11 protein-coding genes are annotated in these 15,997 nt (G+C 71.4%); 4 read left to right on the top strand and 7 right to left on the bottom strand.

Annotated elements, in window-relative coordinates; all coding sequences use genetic code 11:
- The first annotated feature begins 8 nt into the window (after positions 1 to 8).
- Both CP967_RS27575 and CP967_RS27565 read left to right on the top strand, forming a co-directional pair.
- Positions 9 to 1,283 carry an AAA family ATPase gene (locus CP967_RS27575; protein WP_150490557.1) on the top strand — a complete coding sequence of 425 codons (1,275 nt, stop codon included), beginning with the start codon at positions 9 to 11 and terminating at the stop codon, positions 1,281 to 1,283.
- 122 nt (positions 1,284 to 1,405) lie between these two features.
- Positions 1,406 to 2,632, top strand: a complete 1,227-nt coding sequence (locus CP967_RS27565; protein ID WP_150490556.1) for a vWA domain-containing protein — start codon at positions 1,406 to 1,408, stop codon at positions 2,630 to 2,632.
- Between the two features lie 96 nt (positions 2,633 to 2,728).
- Here CP967_RS27565 and CP967_RS27560 read toward each other — a convergent pair whose 3' ends face one another.
- A complete protein-coding gene (locus tag CP967_RS27560) occupies positions 2,729 to 3,802 on the bottom strand; it encodes a S1 family peptidase (RefSeq protein WP_150490555.1) in 1,074 nt (357 codons plus the stop codon).
- A gap of 358 nt (positions 3,803 to 4,160) precedes the next feature.
- On the opposite strand from CP967_RS27560, the gene CP967_RS27555 reads away from it, so the two are divergent.
- Positions 4,161 to 5,045 carry an alpha/beta fold hydrolase gene (locus CP967_RS27555; RefSeq protein ID WP_150490554.1) on the top strand — a complete coding sequence of 295 codons (885 nt, stop codon included), beginning with the start codon at positions 4,161 to 4,163 and terminating at the stop codon, positions 5,043 to 5,045.
- A gap of 81 nt (positions 5,046 to 5,126) precedes the next feature.
- Here CP967_RS27555 and fxsT read toward each other — a convergent pair whose 3' ends face one another.
- The 4 genes from fxsT to fxsA all read right to left on the bottom strand — a co-directional run bounded on the left by fxsT (position 5,127) and on the right by fxsA (position 13,010).
- On the bottom strand, positions 5,127 to 9,059 hold the full coding sequence (fxsT, locus tag CP967_RS27550) for an FxSxx-COOH system tetratricopeptide repeat protein (protein WP_150490553.1): 3,933 nt from the start codon (positions 9,057 to 9,059) through the stop codon (positions 5,127 to 5,129).
- On the bottom strand, positions 9,056 to 10,429 hold the full coding sequence (gene fsxC / locus CP967_RS27545; protein WP_167535523.1) for an FxsC protein: 1,374 nt from the start codon (positions 10,427 to 10,429) through the stop codon (positions 9,056 to 9,058). Before fsxC ends, fxsT begins: the two co-directional genes overlap by 4 nt.
- A 78-nt stretch (positions 10,430 to 10,507) precedes the next feature.
- Complete coding sequence (gene fxsBH / locus CP967_RS27540; RefSeq protein WP_150490551.1) at positions 10,508 to 12,790, bottom strand: radical SAM/SPASM protein FxsBH, inactivated beta-hydroxylase extension form; 2,283 nt, start codon at positions 12,788 to 12,790, stop codon at positions 10,508 to 10,510.
- Positions 12,791 to 12,845: 55 nt separating this feature from the next.
- Positions 12,846 to 13,010, bottom strand: coding sequence for an FxSxx-COOH cyclophane-containing RiPP peptide (gene fxsA / locus CP967_RS27535; RefSeq protein ID WP_150490550.1), 165 nt, complete (start codon positions 13,008 to 13,010; stop codon positions 12,846 to 12,848).
- A 211-nt stretch (positions 13,011 to 13,221) separates the two neighbouring features.
- On the opposite strand from fxsA, the gene CP967_RS27530 reads away from it, so the two are divergent.
- On the top strand, positions 13,222 to 14,151 hold the full coding sequence (locus CP967_RS27530) for a DUF4231 domain-containing protein (RefSeq protein WP_150490549.1): 930 nt from the start codon (positions 13,222 to 13,224) through the stop codon (positions 14,149 to 14,151).
- Positions 14,152 to 14,211: 60 nt separating this feature from the next.
- On the opposite strand, the gene CP967_RS27525 is transcribed toward CP967_RS27530, so the two are convergent.
- Both CP967_RS27525 and CP967_RS27520 read right to left on the bottom strand, forming a co-directional pair.
- Entirely contained in the window at positions 14,212 to 14,694 is a 483-nt protein-coding gene (locus tag CP967_RS27525) for a hypothetical protein (RefSeq protein WP_150490548.1), read from the bottom strand.
- Between the two features lie 293 nt (positions 14,695 to 14,987).
- A complete protein-coding gene (locus CP967_RS27520) occupies positions 14,988 to 15,929 on the bottom strand; it encodes a DUF1684 domain-containing protein (protein WP_150490547.1) in 942 nt (313 codons plus the stop codon).
- Between the last annotated feature and the right edge of the window lie 68 nt (positions 15,930 to 15,997).

The following is a 15,997-nucleotide window of genomic DNA, read 5'->3' as shown; positions in this document are numbered from 1 at the left end:
GATCCGACATGCCCACACCTGCCCCTGCCCCTGCCCCCTCCACCGCTCCCACCCCCGCCCCCGCCTCCCAGCTCGATGTGGCCGACGCGCTGACGGCGCTGCTGCGTGACACCGCCACCGAGCCGCGCCCCGACACCCAGCTGGAGGCCCTCACCCTGGCGGTCGCCGCCGACCTGCCCGTCCTGCTGTGGGGGGAGCCGGGGATCGGCAAGACCGCGGCCCTCACCCAGCTCGCCGAGGCCCTGGACCTTCCGCTGACCACCGTCATCGCCAGCGTGCACGAGCCGTCGGACTTCTCCGGCCTGCCGGTCGTCGGGGACGACCCCGCCGTGCAGGGCGTCCCGATGGCACCGCCGGACTGGGCGGTCCGGCTGGTACGCGCGGGACGCGGGCTGCTGTTCCTCGACGAGCTGTCCACCGCACCGCCGGCCGTCCAGGCGGCGCTCCTGCGGGTCGTGCTCGAACGCCGCATCGGCGCGCTCCGGCTGCCGTCCGGGGTACGGATCGTGGCCGCCGCCAACCCCCGGTCCTCGGCGGCCGACGGCTGGGAGCTGAGCCCGCCGCTGGCCAACCGGTTCGTGCATCTGCGGTGGGCCCACGACCATGAGGTGGTGGTACGCGGCCTGGGCGGGACCTGGCCGCTGGCGACCCTGCCGCGGCTCGACCCGGGCCGGCTCGCCGATGCGGTGGACTTCGCCCGGCGTGCGGTGTGCGGGCTTCTCACCGCCCGTCCCGGGCTGGTCCATCAGCTGCCCGGCAGCGAGGCCCGCCGCGGCGGGCCCTGGCCGTCGCCCCGCAGCTGGGAGATGACGCTCCGGCTGATCGCCTTCGCGACGGCGGCCGGTTCCTCCCGGGACGTACTGTCCCTGCTGGTCAGGGGGACGGTCGGGGACGGCCCCGGGCTGGAACTGCTGGCGTGCGTGGACCGGATGGACCTCCCCGATCCCGAGACCCTGCTCGCCGATCCGGCCTCCGCCGAGCTGCCCCGGCGGGGCGACCTGCGCCAGGCGGTGCTGGACGGTGTCGTCGCCGCGGTACGTGCCCGCCCGGAGAAGGCCCGCTGGGACGCGGCCTGGGACCTGCTGGTGCGGGCCCTGGACACCGGGGCGCCGGACCTCGTGGTCGTCCCGGCGAACACACTGGCCGCACTGCGTCGGGAGGACTGGGACGTACCCGCGTCGATCGAGCGGCTCTCGGGCGTGGTCGCCCTGTCCCGCCGGGCGGACCGCACGGCGGCCCGGGTCGCGGACCGGGCCACGGCCTCCGCGAAGGCGGGCCGGTGAGCGCCCCGGCGGGTACACGGCCGGGCAGCCGGGCGGGCGCCCCGGCACCCGCGCCCGCAGGCCCGCCCGCACAGCCCTCCGCGCCCCGTCACGCCCCCTCGTCCGCCCCCGCCCCCGCTCCCGTGAGCACCGGCGGTCTGGACCTCGACAAGCTCTACACCGCCCGGCTGCACGCCGTCCGGGCCCGCCCGTACCTCGCGTCGGCGCTGTTCGCGCTGCACGTCGTGGAGTCGCGGTCGGTCCCCACCATGGCCGTCGACCGGCACTGGAGGTGCTACGTCTCACCGGGCTTCGTGGCACGGACCCCGGTGGAGGAACTCGCCGGGGTGTGGGTGCACGAGGTCTCGCACCTGCTGCGCGACCACCACGGGCGCAGTGACAGGGTCGCGCGTGAGCGCGGGCTGGCCGGGGCCGGGGAGCGGCTGCGGATGAACATCGCCGCGGACTGCGAGATCAACGACGACGTGTACGGGGACGGTCTGGTCCAGCCGCAGGGCGCCGTCGTGCCGTCGTCCCTGGGGCTCCCCGAGGGGGAGCTGATGGAGGATTACCTGCGTCGGTTCAGCCTGGGCCGGCTGACGCACGACCTGTCCTGGCTGGACTGCGGCAGCGGTGCCGACGGGCTGGAGCGCGCGTGGGACCTGGGCCCGGACGGCGCCCACGGTCTCAGCCGCCAGGAACGGGACGCGGTGCGCTTCCGGGTGGCCCAGGGGATCACCGGCCGGCCCGGGGACACCTCGCGGGGCTGGCAGCGGTGGGCCGAGGAGGCGTTCCACCCGCCCCAGCCGTGGCGGCAGCTGCTGGGCGCGGCGGTACGTTCGGCGGCCTCGGGCGCCGGTGCGGGCGAGGACTACACCTACGGCCGCCCGTCGCGGCGCTCCGCCTCGGTGCCCGGTGCCGTACTGCCGAGCCTGCGGCGCATGCCGCCCCGGGTCAGCGTGATCGTCGACACGTCCGGGTCGGTGAGCGACACCGAGCTGGGCAGTGCGCTCCTGGAGGTGGCGGCGATCTCCCGTGCCGTGGGCGGCCGCCGCGACCTGGTCACCGTCCTGTCCTGCGACGCGGCGACCCGGGTCGTGCACCCGCTCTGCCGGGCGGAGGGGATCCCCCTGGTGGGCGGCGGCGGGACGGATCTGCGGACGGGTTTCGCCAGAGCGCTCCGGGCCCGGCCCGCACCGGACGTCGTCGTGGCCCTGACCGACGGCCAGACGCCCTGGCCGGATTCCCGGCCGCCGTGCCGGACGGTGGTGGGCCTCTTCCCCCGGGTGGGCGGCTCCTGGGACGAGGACGACCCGGACTACGTACCGGACTCGCCGCCCGACTGGGCGCGGGTGATCGAGATCGGCTGACCGGCCGGACCCCGCCAGGCGGTGGCCCGCTCCCCGCCCTCGCCGGCCGGAAGGGCGGGGAGGGCGGCCACCGGACCTGGTGGGACTGACTGGCCGTCAGCCGATCTCGGCCCCGTACGCCGCCAGCGCCTCGGGCACCGGCTGGAAGAAGGTCGTACCGCCGGACGTGCAGTCACCGCTGCCGCCCGAGGTCAGGCCGAGGGCGGTGTCACCCGCGAAGAGCGAGCCGCCGCTGTCGCCCGGCTCCGCGCAGACCGTCGTCTGGATGAGCCCGTCGACGACATCGCCGTTGCCGTAGTTGACGGTGGCGTCCAGGGCGGTGACCTCACCGTCGTGGACCTGGGTGGTAGAGCCGCTGCGGGTCACCCGCATGCCGACGGTCGCCTCGCCGGCCCGGGCGATCGCCTGGGCGGAGCCGTCGTACAGGTCGACCTCGCTGGGGTGCTCCACGCCGGAGGCGTACCTGACCAGGCCGTAGTCGTCCCCCGGGAAGCTGGAGGCTTCGTTGGCGCCGATCTCCGTGCCGCCCTGGGCAGCGGACCAGCTGGTGATCGCCTCGGTGCAGTGGCCGGCCGTCAGGAAGTACGGTTCGCCGTCCTTGACCACGTTGAAACCGAGCGAGCAGCGCCCGCCGTCTCCCCAGATGGCGTCGCCGCCCGCGATGAGCGGCTTGAACTCACCTTCCGACCTGACCAGTTCGGCCTTGGAGCCGAGCCCTTCGACGACTCCGGCGAGCGTGTCCCAGGCCGTGCCGTCGACCGTGCGGTCGGCCGTCACGACCACCTTGTTGCCGACCGGGTCGAGCGCCCAGGACGTGCCCGGCAGGGCCGCCCGGCCGGCGAGGGTCTCCTGTGCCTCGCGCAGTTCGGTGAGCGAGTGCTGGACGACCCTGGCCCTGCCGCCCGCCCGGCGCACCTGTTCTGCGGCGTTCTCGTCGAGGACGTTCACGACGAGGTGCCCGGCACCGGCGTCGTAGTACGCGCCGGCCGCGCCGGCGCCCAGGGTCCTCTCCAGGGTGGCGGCGAGGTCTCCGGCCGCGGACGCCGTCAGGGTCCGGGCGGCGTCTTCACTGGCGTTCGCAGTCTGGAAGGTGGTTCCGGCCGCGACGAGGGCCACGACGGCCGAGCCCGCGATCGTGGCGCGCTTCACGGATATGCGTCGGTGCTTCAACTTCGACCTCCTGTGGGGGGCCGTGCGGGGGTGAGTGGGGCACCCGGAGCACGGAGGATGAGGTACACAACTATTCCGACGGCCACCGGGCGCGCACAAGACCGCCTCCGGGACGCACACACGACAACGACACCTCGCCCGCCGCCCGTTCACACCGGGGGCGCAGCTCCGGCGCACCTGTTCCGTTTCGCGAAGCCCGATCGCTCCGGCGCGACCCCGGAAACGGAAGGGCGAAGGCGGGTTGCCTGCGGCAGGCAGTGACGGTAATGGCCTTGATGGTCCATCATCGAACTGACAGCACGCGCCGGGCACCTGTTGCCCGGACCGGGTCGGGTTCCCACCCAGCGGAGGAGGCGTAGTGCGCAGTCGGGTGCGCGTGGCGGACGGGCGGCATCTGATGGTGGAGCGTCAGGGAGATCCGCAGGGCAGACCGGTCTTCCTGCTGCACGGGACTCCGGGCAGCAGGCTGGGCCCCGCTCCACGCGGCATGGTGCTCTACCAGCGCAAGACCCAGCTCATCGCGTACGACCGCCCGGGGTACGGCGGTTCGGACCGGCTGGCCGGGCGGCGGGTGGTGGACGTGGTCGAGGACGTCCGGGCGATCGCGGACGCGTTCGGGATCGACCGGTTCGCCGTGGTCGGCCGCTCGGGCGGTGCTCCGCACGCCCTGGCCTGTGCCGCGATGATGCCGGACCGGGTCACCCGCACGGCGGCGCTGGTGAGCCTGGCGCCCTGGGACGCGGCGGAGCTGGACTGGTTCGACGGCATGGCCGCCTCCAACGTGCTCGCGTACTCCACCGCGGCGTCCGACCCCGACGGGCTCGCCGCGTCCTTCATCAGCCGCTCGGCGGAGATCCGGCAGGACCCCGTCCGGCTCCTGGACGATCTGCGCCGGGAGCTGACCGACTCCGACCGGACGGTGGTCAACGACGCGGGCATCCGCTCGCTGCTGCTGGCCAACTACCGTGAAGGGCTGCGCACTTCCGCGTACGGCTGGATCGACGACGCGATCGCCTTCGCCCAGCCGTGGGGCTTCGACCTGGCGGACATCACCGGTCCCGTGATGCTGTGGCACGGCGAGAAGGACGTGTTCTCCCCGGTCGGGCACTCCCGCTGGCTGGCCGGCCGGATCCCCGGTGCCACCGCCGTACTGGAACCGGCGGCGGCGCACTTCGACGCGCTGTCGGTGCTGCCGGAGGTACTCAACTGGCTCCTGGACTACGGACCGGCCCCGGTCGGCTGACCCGTACCGCCACGGCCCTGTGCGCCTGTGGGGCCTCTCCCGCCTCGCCCGGCCGGGAGAGGCCCCACAGGTGCCGGCGGGTCACACCGTCATCGGCTCCAGCTCGCGCCGGAACCTGGCCTCGCTCCGGGCTATCCGGGTCAGCGGATGCTCGTCACCGAGCTGCCGGGCCAGCTCGTCACCCGTCTCCGCCCGCACCCGCAGCGCCTCGTCCTTACGGCCCAGCGCGTCCAGCGTGACGGCAAGGTTGGACGTCATGGCCAGGGTCTCCGGGTGATGCGCCCCCAGCACCTCCTTGAGCTGGCCGGACACCGTGTACTCCGTCTCCAGCACGATCGGCAGTCTGCCGAGGTCGGCCGTGGCGTTCGCCAGGTTCATCACGCAGAACAGGGTGTTGGGGTGCTCCCTGCCGAAGACCTCCCGCATCGAGGCGACCACCCTCTTCAGCAGTTTCTCCGCGTCCTCGGCGGCGCCGGTGCCCGAGAGGTAGACCCCGAGGTTGTTCTGCGCCGCCAGGGTGTACGGGTGCCTCTCCCCCGGCACCTTCATGTACTGGTCGACGACCTCCTGCGCGGTGTCCCTGGCCTCCTCCGCCTCCCCGGCGGCGAACAGGTCCGCCGCCACGTTGAGGTCACAGGCCAGCGAGTCGGGGTTGGCCACGGTGTACTTGGCCCGGTACCGGGCCCTGGTCGCCGCCGTCAGCCGCCGGGCGTCCTCCAGCTGCCCGGCTCTGCGCAGCGACACCGCCAGGCTCTTGGCGGCGCTCAGCGTGGTGGGATAGGTCCGGCCGAGGGTGGCCTTGTAGCTGTCGTACGTACGGCTGAGCAGAACGACCGAGTCCTCGTAGCGCCCGACTTCACGCAGGTCGCGGGCCAGGCTGTAGGCCGAGGAGAGGCTGTACGGGTGTTCCGGCCCCAGGACCTCCGACCGGAGGTCGTAGACGTCTTGGTCGATCTCCCTCGCCCGCGCGTACTGGCCGACGCTCCGCAGGTTCAGCGCCAGGTTGTTGGCGGCGGCGAGCGTCCGCGGGTGCCGTTCGTGGAAGATCTGGCTGAAGCCGTCGTGCGCCTGGGTCGCCAGCTCGATCGCGCTCTCGTAGTCCCCGAGCAGCCCCAGGTCGATCGCCAGACTGCTGGTGGTCATGAAGGTGTGCGGGTGCTCCGGCCCCAGGACCTCCCGCTGCCGGCTGAGTGTGAACTCGTCGAGCTCCTTGGCCTCCACGTAACGCCCGCGGGTGCGGAGGATGTTGGACAGGTGGAAGCAGAGGTACAGGTACTGCAGGTCCCGCTCCCCCAGCATCTCCAGCCAGGTCTCCCGCAGTTCGTCGCCCAGCGTTCCCGCCGTCCTCACGTCCCCGCGCTTCCAGAGGTAGCGCACACGGTCGATCAGCAGCCGGCGTGTCTCCGGCTCCCGGCAGTTACGCGCGTCCGACGGGCCGAGGTGCGGCCAGATCGTCGCGAAACGCGGCCAGGTCTCGGGGTTGTCGATCGGCTCGTCGTCATCCGGCCTGGCGCCCGCCAGGATCCGGTGGACCACGTGCCGGGCCTCCCGCTGCTCCTCCTCGCTGAGCTGGGCCCTGATCACCGCCTGCACCAGACGGTGTACCTGGATGGAGTTCGACACCTGGTCGACCTTGGCGAGGGCGAAACGGCCGATCTCCCGGATGACCCGGCCCAGGACGAGCTTCTCCTGGAGGGAGGGGTCGTACGGTTTCAGCGCCTCGATCATCTCCTTGCTGTACAGGAGATTCGCCGAGATCGGCTCGGGAGCGAAGAACGCGCACAGCTGGAGCAGCCGCACCGCGGCCGGTGACCGCTCCTTGAGCCGCGTGATGGAGATGTTCCATGTCGCCGCGACGGGCTCCGGATAACCGGCCGGCTGGTTCAGGGCCAGGACCTGGGGGGCCTGGCGGGCCAGCTGCTCCAGGTAGGTGTCGATGGGGGGCGCGGTCTCCGCGATCCAGGCGGCCGCCTGTTCGACGGCGAGCGGCAGGTCACCGACGGCGGTGGCCACCTGCGCGGCCTCCTCCTCGCTCAGACCCGGCGCCCGGCGCTTCAGGTGCTCGATCGACTCCTCGCGCAGGAAGACGTCGACGGGCAGCGCGTCGCCGTGCTGGGACCACGCCTGGTTCCTGGACGTGACCAGGATGTGGCCGGAACCGCCCTGCGGGAAGTAGCGGCTGAGCCGCTCGGGGTCGTCCGCGTTGTCGAAGACCAGCAGCCAGCGGTCGGAAGGAACCCCGCGGCGCAGCAGGTCCACCGCCTCCTGCGAGGCCGCGGACATGTCGTCGCCGCCCTGGGCTCCGAGTCTCACCGCCAGCTCGGCGAGGCTGGCCACCACGTCGTCCATCTGCTCGGACGATATCCACCACACGAGGTCGTAGTCGGCCATGAAGCGGTGTACGTACTCCAGGGCCACCTGGGTCTTCCCGACACCGCCGAGCCCGTACAGGGCCTGCGGCTGCGGCAGCACGACGGCCATCCCGCCCCCGAGCTGGTCACGCATCCGCTCCAGGACCAGCGAACGGCCGGTGAACCCGGGGTTCCTGGGCGGCGCGTTCCAGATGCGGGGCACGGTGCCCGGGAACCGGGGGCCGGGCGACACCCCGTCACCGAGCTGGACCGGCCGGTCCAGCGCACGCATCAGCGCGCCGGTGGCGTGGACCTCGTCCAGACGGAACAGATCGACCGGGTTGCGGTCGATGTACGGCGCCGAGAGGCGCACGTCGCCCACGCGCAGCGGCAGCAGCAGACGGCGCCCGCCCCCCGGGTCCTCGGACACCACGCGCTCCCACTGCTCCACGGCACGCTGCGACTTGAGGTAGGCGCTGGAGAGGAGGACCACGGTCCTGGCCGCGTTCTCCGGGGCGGCGTGCGTGTCCGACGTCCCGGGGTCCGCGGAGACGTCCCGGGGAACCACCCGGAACCCCGCCCGGGTCAGGACCGACTCGACCCAGTCCGCCCACATGCGGTTCTCCGCCACATAGCTGAGGAAGAGATCCGCGGGCAGGGCCGGCCTGCGCCGGGTGAAGGCGTCACGGATGCGGAGCCGCACCTCCTCGCTCACCTGCGGCATCGCGGTGATCTGCTGTTCGGTGACCACGGCGGTGAGTCGCTCGAACGCGGAGAGCAGCGAGTTGCTCAGCCCGGTCTCGTCGCCGAAGGTCGCGAGGGTCTCCTCGTAGGCGTAGTAGGGCCGGTAGGGGATCTCCACCGCTCCCCAGTAGGCGGTGAGTTCGTCGCCCGAGAGGTTGCGTGGCAGCCGGTCGAACTTCAGCCGGGCCAGAGCCCGGCCGGCGTCCGCCTTCTCCTTCTCACCCTCGTCGATGCGCATCGGGACGGGGAAGATGGTGATGGGCCTGCCGGTGTAGCGTTCGGCGATCTGCCGGGCGACGGAGGCGGCACCGTCGATGGACTGGTCGCTGAGGGTGAAGCAGTCGACCAGGACGTCCGGGAGGTGGACGGTGCAGATGTCGGCGATGTCGCTGAGGCCGGTGCGGCTGTCGATGAGGACGTAGTCGTAGTTCTCCTTCATGTCGTCGCGTAAGGCGTCGAAGAAGTGGCCACCGCCGAGCCGGTCGTAGAAGTTGTCCCAGTCGAAGGTGGAGACGGTCGCGGAGTAGTCGCGGTTCTGCCGCCCGGCCGAGACGAAGTCGAGGGTGCCCCCTTTCGGGAACTCCCAGCCCAGGGCCTCCGGGTTGAGCGACACCGCGTGGGGCTGGATGCGGGCGTAGTCGCGGTGCCAGTCCTCGGTGCGCTGCGCGGGGTTGGTCGCGGCCCAGGCGTATTCGGTGATCAGGTCGATCACACCGGTGGTGGCGCCGAGGGTCGAGGGGTCCAGGAAAGGATGGAAGAACCGGTGGAGCCCGGGGGCTTCGAGGTCCCAGTCGACGGCCAGCACCCGTTTACCGTTGGCAGCCAGAATCCAGGCGGTGTTGGCCAGAGCCATGGTGCGCCCGGTGCCGCCCTTGTACGAGTAGAAAGTGACGATGCGTCCGTCACGGCCGGCTGTCATACGTCCTCCGCATCCGTCGCAGGATCGTGCCTGTCGGGTATGAACTGTGTCTGGCCCATGGGCCCCATCAGGCGCGTACGTTCGCTGTGCCGTCCTCCCGCTGGCGGATAGACCGTGGCATGCCTCAGATACTGCTGGGCGGCCACTTCCACCACCTGGGGAAGGACCTGTCCGAACGCTTCGATGGTGGGGACGCCCTTGGCCGCGGCGCGGCAGAAGGCCCGTCCCTGCCGCATCTTGACCGGCATCGTCTGCTCCAGCTTCTCGATCAGCTCGGCCTCGGCCGCCCGGCTCTGACGGTCCTCACGGCACCAGGGGACGACCATGGTCACCCAGGGCCGGTTCTCCTTGTCGAAGGCGGCGAGCCGCCTGCGGCGGTCCTCGTCCTGGAGGGCCCAGCGGTCGACGAGGAGTATCTCGGGTGTGGTGGGTGACTGCTTCCCCCCCGAAGAACCGGATTCCTCGTCGAAGGAGGCCACGACCGCCTGGTAGTTGAGGGAGCGCACCAGCTCTTCCGCGATGTAGGCGAGGGGCCTGGCCGCGACCGGGTGGTACGGATTCCACTCCTGCGGGTTGTCGCCGTAGTAGTCGGAGCTACGGCCCTCCGGCAGGTCGTGGCGGGAGGGCGCGGCGACGGTGATCCGCATGGGGCGCGGAGCGCCGGCACCGCTGCCCGGCGGGCCGAAGGCACTGGGTACGAGGCGGTAGTCAAGGGGCCTGCCCGATTCGATCTGCACGGTGTCGGCCACGCTGACGATGCGTTTGGCCAGCTCGTAGACTGCCCGCTCGTATTCCTGGGCAAACAGCCTGAGCTTGATCAAGCCGTAGAGGCCGTCGCTGACGTACCGGTCGCCGAAGTCGCGGTGATTGAACTGCAACCGCTCTGCCGGGCCAGGGAGTTGGGTCGGTGGGACCGGAACCCACAGAGCGGGGACGATCGCCTCTGCGGGCTGGTTCGAGCGTGCCCGGTGATGGATGGCCCGCTGTTCGAAGGCGTACCACTCCTTGCCGCACATCTCACTGGCGAAATAGCGCGGCGAGAACAGCGGTACGAAGACCCTGCAGGTGGCCAGCACCCCGCCCAGGCGTTCCGACCAGCCCTCACCCGAACGTATTTCCCGGTCCATGAAACCTGCCGCCGCACCGGCGGGCAGGTTGGTCATGGCCATCACATGGCCGCAGAGGTCATGGAAGAGCCGTTCGACCCACATGTCCGGGTCCGATCCACCGCCGTACCCCGGTGTGTGCGCGTAACTCAGAAAGAAGTACGGCCGATGGTCCGCTCGCTGTTGCGTCGTTGCGTGCACACGACCCCCGTCCTGTGAGGCACCCGCATCCCAGGACTGTGGAGAGGGTGCGAGCGAATTCATCATTCCGGAGCGGACCTTGCTCCACCCCCATGGCGTTCGGTCAATCAACGCCGCTTTTCAGTCATCCATACCCAAGATTCAATGAACACGTTCTTGATCTCGGACATTCACGTGGATGTTTCTCCGGCTTGTCCCCTTGTGCGCCTCCGCCTCCTCCCCGAGCGCGTGCAGCAACCGCGTGCCGCCGACGGTCGGCTCAGCCGCCGCGTACAGCATGTCGAGTGCCTGAGGGACCCCGTCGAGAAACCCTTCGTCGAGGGGGACGAGTCCGACCCGCTCATAGGTTTCAGCCAGCAGCTCGGAAAAAGGGATTTCTGAATTCCGACCGTACGGTGACGGATACGTCCAGCCTCCGTCCAGTGCGTAGAGGTCCGTGACGTCCAGGAGCGCGCGCAGGCGTGCCCGCCGAAGCCCGCGCAGCAGTTCGACCGCCAGCCCGTGCGTGTCATCTGTCATCACGAGGCCGATCGCTCCGTAGCCGTGCGGCCGCCGGGACACCGCCGGTCCCGCGGCGAGCGGGGTGAGCGTGCTGAAGCCTGCCGCCGCATCCGCCAGTCGGCCGGGCGCCGCCCGCTCCATCACCTCCCACGCCGCGTCGACGGCGTCACACCACGCCTCGGCGTCGGCCCGGCCCAGCCGGGGCGTCGCGGGAACGCCGAAGCAGTCCCGGTAGGGGTCGAGGTCGTCGATCGCGAAGTGCGGCGCCCGGTCAGGCGTGAGGTACCGCACCGGCCGCCAGTCCGGGTCGCCCTCTCCGGCCAGGCGGACCCTCCGTTCCTCCCCCCTCCCCGTCCGGGCCAGGAACCCGTCGTCGGTGGCACGCACCAGGACCCGGCCCGGCCTTCCCGGCTCACCGACCCGCAGCTCACCCAGCGTGGGCAGGAAGAGCCTGCCGTCCCGGTGGTCCACCGGCACCGCCGGACCGTGGCCCGCCCGCACGGCGGCGGCGGCCACGTAGAGCGGCAGACGCAGCGCCTGCCCCACGGCTTCCGGCCGTCCGGCGTGCAGCCCTTCCAGGGCGTCCAGGAGCCAGGTGCGGGTGTAGGGGTGGGTCAGCACCCTCTCCAGGGCCCCCGCTCCCCGGTCCGTCCCCTCGAGAGCTCCGGCGAGCTCCCACGCCTCCTCCCACCGGGCGCCACCACGGCCGTCCAGCGCGTGGTGCAGGCCGGCGAGGAGCGTGCGGGTCAGGTCGTACTGCGCCTCCGCGAGTTCACGCCGGTCGGTCAGCACGGGCGGGACGGCGGCCGCTTCGGTCCGTTGCGCGATCCCGCGCACCAGGGCTTCCAGGTCCGCGCAGTAGACCGAGGGGTTGTCGAAGCCGTTCTCCGAGCGGTACCGGTGCGTATAAAGCCCTCCACCGCACGAACGTACGACGGGGCATCTGCGGCACGTCTCGCTGACGCCGGCCAGGCCCAGTTGGCGCGCGCGCACTCCGGGATGGCCCGCCACCTCGTCGAAGGAGTGCGAGAACACGTCGAACCCGGTGTCCGCCGCCCCCTCGTAGGCGCTCTTGAGCGAGTCGACCTGCTCGAGCCGGCCGTCGGTCTCGACCACCACCAGGTCCGTGGGGGACAGCCCGAGGGATTCGGTGAGGCTCGGACCACCGCTCAGCGTGGAGAGCACCGAGGAGAAGAGACGCACCGGTACCGGGCCGCCGAGCTCCTGCCAGCGGTCGAAGACCTTCAGCAGCCAGGCGGCGTACGCGGTGGGCGAGCCGTCGGGGCGCGGCGGCGGATCGTCCCAGGTGGCGTGCGGCAGCAGGAAGTCGATGAGGGGCGGTTCCAGCTCGACGAGCGCGTCGAGAACCGCGTACGGGTCGTTCTCGATGTCGACGGTGCACAGAAGGCCGAGATTGAGATGCCGGTAGCGCTCCTGCCTGAGCAGCTCCACGGCCCTGAGGACGAGCGGATGGCTACTGCGTCCGTCGGCGAACCGGCGATGCCGGTCGTTGGCCGCGCGGTCGCCGTCGAGGGAGATACCCACCTTGACGCCGAACTCGTCGAAGAGGTCGAGATAACGCGGGCTGAGCTGGAGGCCGTTGGTGTGGATCCGCAGATCCAGTTCGGCGATCCCCGCCAGGGACGAGCCGAGTTCCTCGCAGACCCGCCGCAGCCGGTCCGGGCCCGCCAGCAGAGGCTCCCCTCCGTGCAGGATCACTGACACGGAGGGCAGTGCGTGTGCCTTGGCGTGCTCAGCGAGACGCTGCGCCGTCCGGGAAATCACATGATCAGGAATCGTTCTGGGCCGGGTTCTCCAGCTCTGATCTGCATGTTCGTAGACATAGCAATGATCGCAAGCAAGATCACATCTGCTATGAACCTTCAGAACGATTTCGCGGAATGGCACCGCGGGCCCTGTCATTCCCTCATTCTAGCCAGCGGGCAGAGGGAAATCCGACAGCGCCGTCCAGACCTCGTTACAGCGCGGAGTTGAAGGTCGAGATCTGCTTCGGCCGGCCACCTGCGGTGGCGAGCACGCGCCCCATCTTCGTGGCAGCCGTGCTACCGGAGGCCTCGATCTTCGCGAGGGGCAGGTGACTCTTCGCGGGAGCGAAGTTCGGAGATGATTCGTAGGTCTTCACGGCCGTCCTTGAGGGGCTCGTTCCGGACACGGAAACAGCACCGGCACCTGCACCATTGCAGTGTCCGGCGGCACGACTTTACTCTCATGACCCTGGTGTGCAACTCAGCTCGCACTCGTGTAACCCGAGCGATTTACAGGACTACTCCAAATGGGCGGTAACCCTTTCATCCCCAGGATCGAGCACCACTACTTCGAATACAGGAGCGACCATGACGGCGATTCCCGGTCCCCTGCAGAGCATGGTCTTCAGGAGCGCTGACCTTCCCGCGCTCTTCCACCACACGGACGCCGTGGCCGTCGCGCGCCAGCGGGAGGCGGTCAACACCACGCGCGGCCAGTTGTTCCTCCTCGTGCTGGGTACCGTGCCCGCCGCGCTCCCGTGGCGGGTCGAGGTCGGTGGCTCCGTCCAACTCCTGGACTGTATCGCGGTGCTGGCCTATCTGGGTGTCCTGATCACGACGTACCTCGCGTCCCGGCGCAAAGCAAAGTCGCATTGGCAACTCAACCGCTCAGCAGCGGAGTTCATCAAGTCCAACTGCTGGCGCTACGCCGTGCACGGCGCCCCCTTCGACACCAACACCCTGCATCCGGAGGCCCTGTTCGCCAACCGGCTGGAGGAGGGGCTCCAGGAGTTGCGGAAGGTGGGGTGGCGGGACCCCCGGGAGGAGATGGACGACGAGGGGGGCGGGGTCATCACCGCGTCCATGCGGGAGTTACGGGAGAAGGCGTTCACCGTACGCAAGGAGACGTACATCCGGGACCGGCTGATCGAGCAGCGGCGCTGGTACCGCAGACGGCAGCAGGTCTCGCGCAAGGGGGCGCTCGTCTGGTCCAGCACCATCGCCGCGCTGACGTTGCCGGCACTGGTGCTCGCCGCGGTCCAGGCGTTCGGCGGTGCCGGCTCCTTCGCACTGACGGGGACGCTGTCCGCGGCGGCGGCGGCCTGTCTGGCCTGGAACGAGACGCGCCGCCATCACCCGCTGGTGTCCGCGCACTCACTGGTGGAGGACGATCTGGAGAACATGCAGGCGGCGATGGAGACGACGCTGACCGAGCGGCAGTGGGCCGCCGCGGTGTTCGAGACGGAGCGGATCGTCAGCCCGGAGCACACGGACTGGCTGGCCCGCCACCGGACATGACGGGCCGCCGGCCGGTCCCGGGGCGTTCCCGCCGTGTCCGGCGGGGGCGCCCCTTCGCGTTCAGTCGCGGGTGACTCCCTCGCGCCAGATCACCGTGACCGGACGGCCCAGGGTGCGGGCGTACGTCACGATGTCACCGGTGCCGCCCAGGCCCCGGGCCGGAAGACCGTCCCAGACCGCGAGGAGCCGGTCGCAGTGGTCGGCGATGTAGGTGCCGGCGGCGTAGTAGGCCTCGTCGGTGGAGTGCGGGTAGCCGAGACGGACCTCGCGGACCGCGCGGGCCTTGAGCATCCGGTAGCGGGCGAGGTCCGCCGCGTCGTCGAAGCCGTCCTCGTAGTCCCCGCTGGGGATCACCGCGGTCAGTTCCGCACCATGGGCCAGGGCGAGATCGGCGAAGATCTGGTCCGCGCCGACGGCGAGGCTGGAGAGCGCCTCCAGCGAACCCTCGTCGTGTCCGCGCAGCGCGGCCCGCATCCCCTCCAGCACATGGGCGCGCGCCGCCCGGGGGATGGAACGGTGACCGGTGACTCCGATGCGTTTCACGGATCTGGGACCCCCTGGGTGTCTGCGGGGGCCCGGAAGGAGCTTCTCCGGACAGGCACGATGTGCGCCCCCGTCGTAACCTCTGCGACCGACCGTCCTGCCATCCTCTCAAGAGCCGCGGGCCGAGCGGGAGCCCCCGCCGGAAATCGGCGGGGGCTCACGGGAGTGCGGGGGTGACAGCGGGCCGGTGCGCGCCGGCCCCGTACGCCCGCGTGCTTCGGCGGGACCGGACCGCGGTGTCCGCGGGGCGCGGGCGGGGCGGTCCCGTCTCCGTCCCGGACGGCGGCGGCGCGTCAGGCGTCGACGCGGTTGCGCTCCCCCGCCGGCACCGGGGCCGTCAGGGTGTTGCCGGGCGGCGGGAAGGGGCAGATGAAGTGGTCGGCGAAGGCGCACGGCGGCAGCAGTGCCCGGTTGAAGTCGATCTTCACCCTGCCCTGTGCGTCGGGCGCGGGGGGCCGGAGGAAACGGAACCGGTAACTGCTGGTGCCGCTGGTGGCGTCGGCGAAGACCGCCCAGAGCGAGCCGTCCGGCTCCACCGCCACCCGGAGGGTGTGCTCGGTGCCGTCCAGGGTGAAGGCGACCTCCCCGCCGAGTCCGAGTTCCCGCTCCCGGCCGTCGGCGTTCCCGACCCGGACGTTTCGGTCTTCGGCGTACGGGCGGAAGACACCGTCCAGGGACCAGCGCGGGTCGTAGGGGGTGGCGTCGATGGTGCGGAAGGCGTGCCGGGCGGCCGATCCGGGGTCGAAGTCCCTCACCGCCCAAAGTCCTTCGCGCCGCAGGACGACCAGTCTGCGTTCGCCCCGGGCCACCCGTGAGGCGCCGGCCGGACCGCGGTCCGGGGCCAGGCGCGCCCGGCCCGTCAAGGGCTCGGCGTCGAGGGTCAGTCCGTCCTCGGGCGCGGCGGTGAGCACCACCTCCTCGCCTTCCTCGCGCCACTGCCCCGGTACGCCCGGGAGGAGGCCGTCGGGGTGGTCCGAGAGCCAGTGCGTGCCGGTGAGGGAGAGCGGGCCGTGCGGTGCCGCCACCACGACGACGCGCTCCTCGTGCCAGCGCTGCCACGCCCGGGCCTCCCGGAGGTCCTGGGGCTCTTGCGGTTCCCGGAGTTCCTGGGGCTCTTGCGAATCTTGTGCGCCCTGGGGGCGCCGGGTCTCCCGTACGCCCTGAGGCCCTCCGTCGTTCCGGGTGTCACCGGGTTCCCGGGGGGCGCCCTGCTGTACGTCGTCGTCCGTGCTCATGACGCTCCACCCTTCCACACCGGCCGGCCCGGCCCGGGGCGCGACCTGTGGGTGGTGCCGGCGCGTTC

Source organism: Streptomyces nitrosporeus, assembly GCF_008704555.1.
GTDB lineage: Bacteria > Actinomycetota > Actinomycetes > Streptomycetales > Streptomycetaceae > Streptomyces > Streptomyces nitrosporeus.
This window is presented reverse-complemented; position numbering and strand designations above follow the sequence as displayed.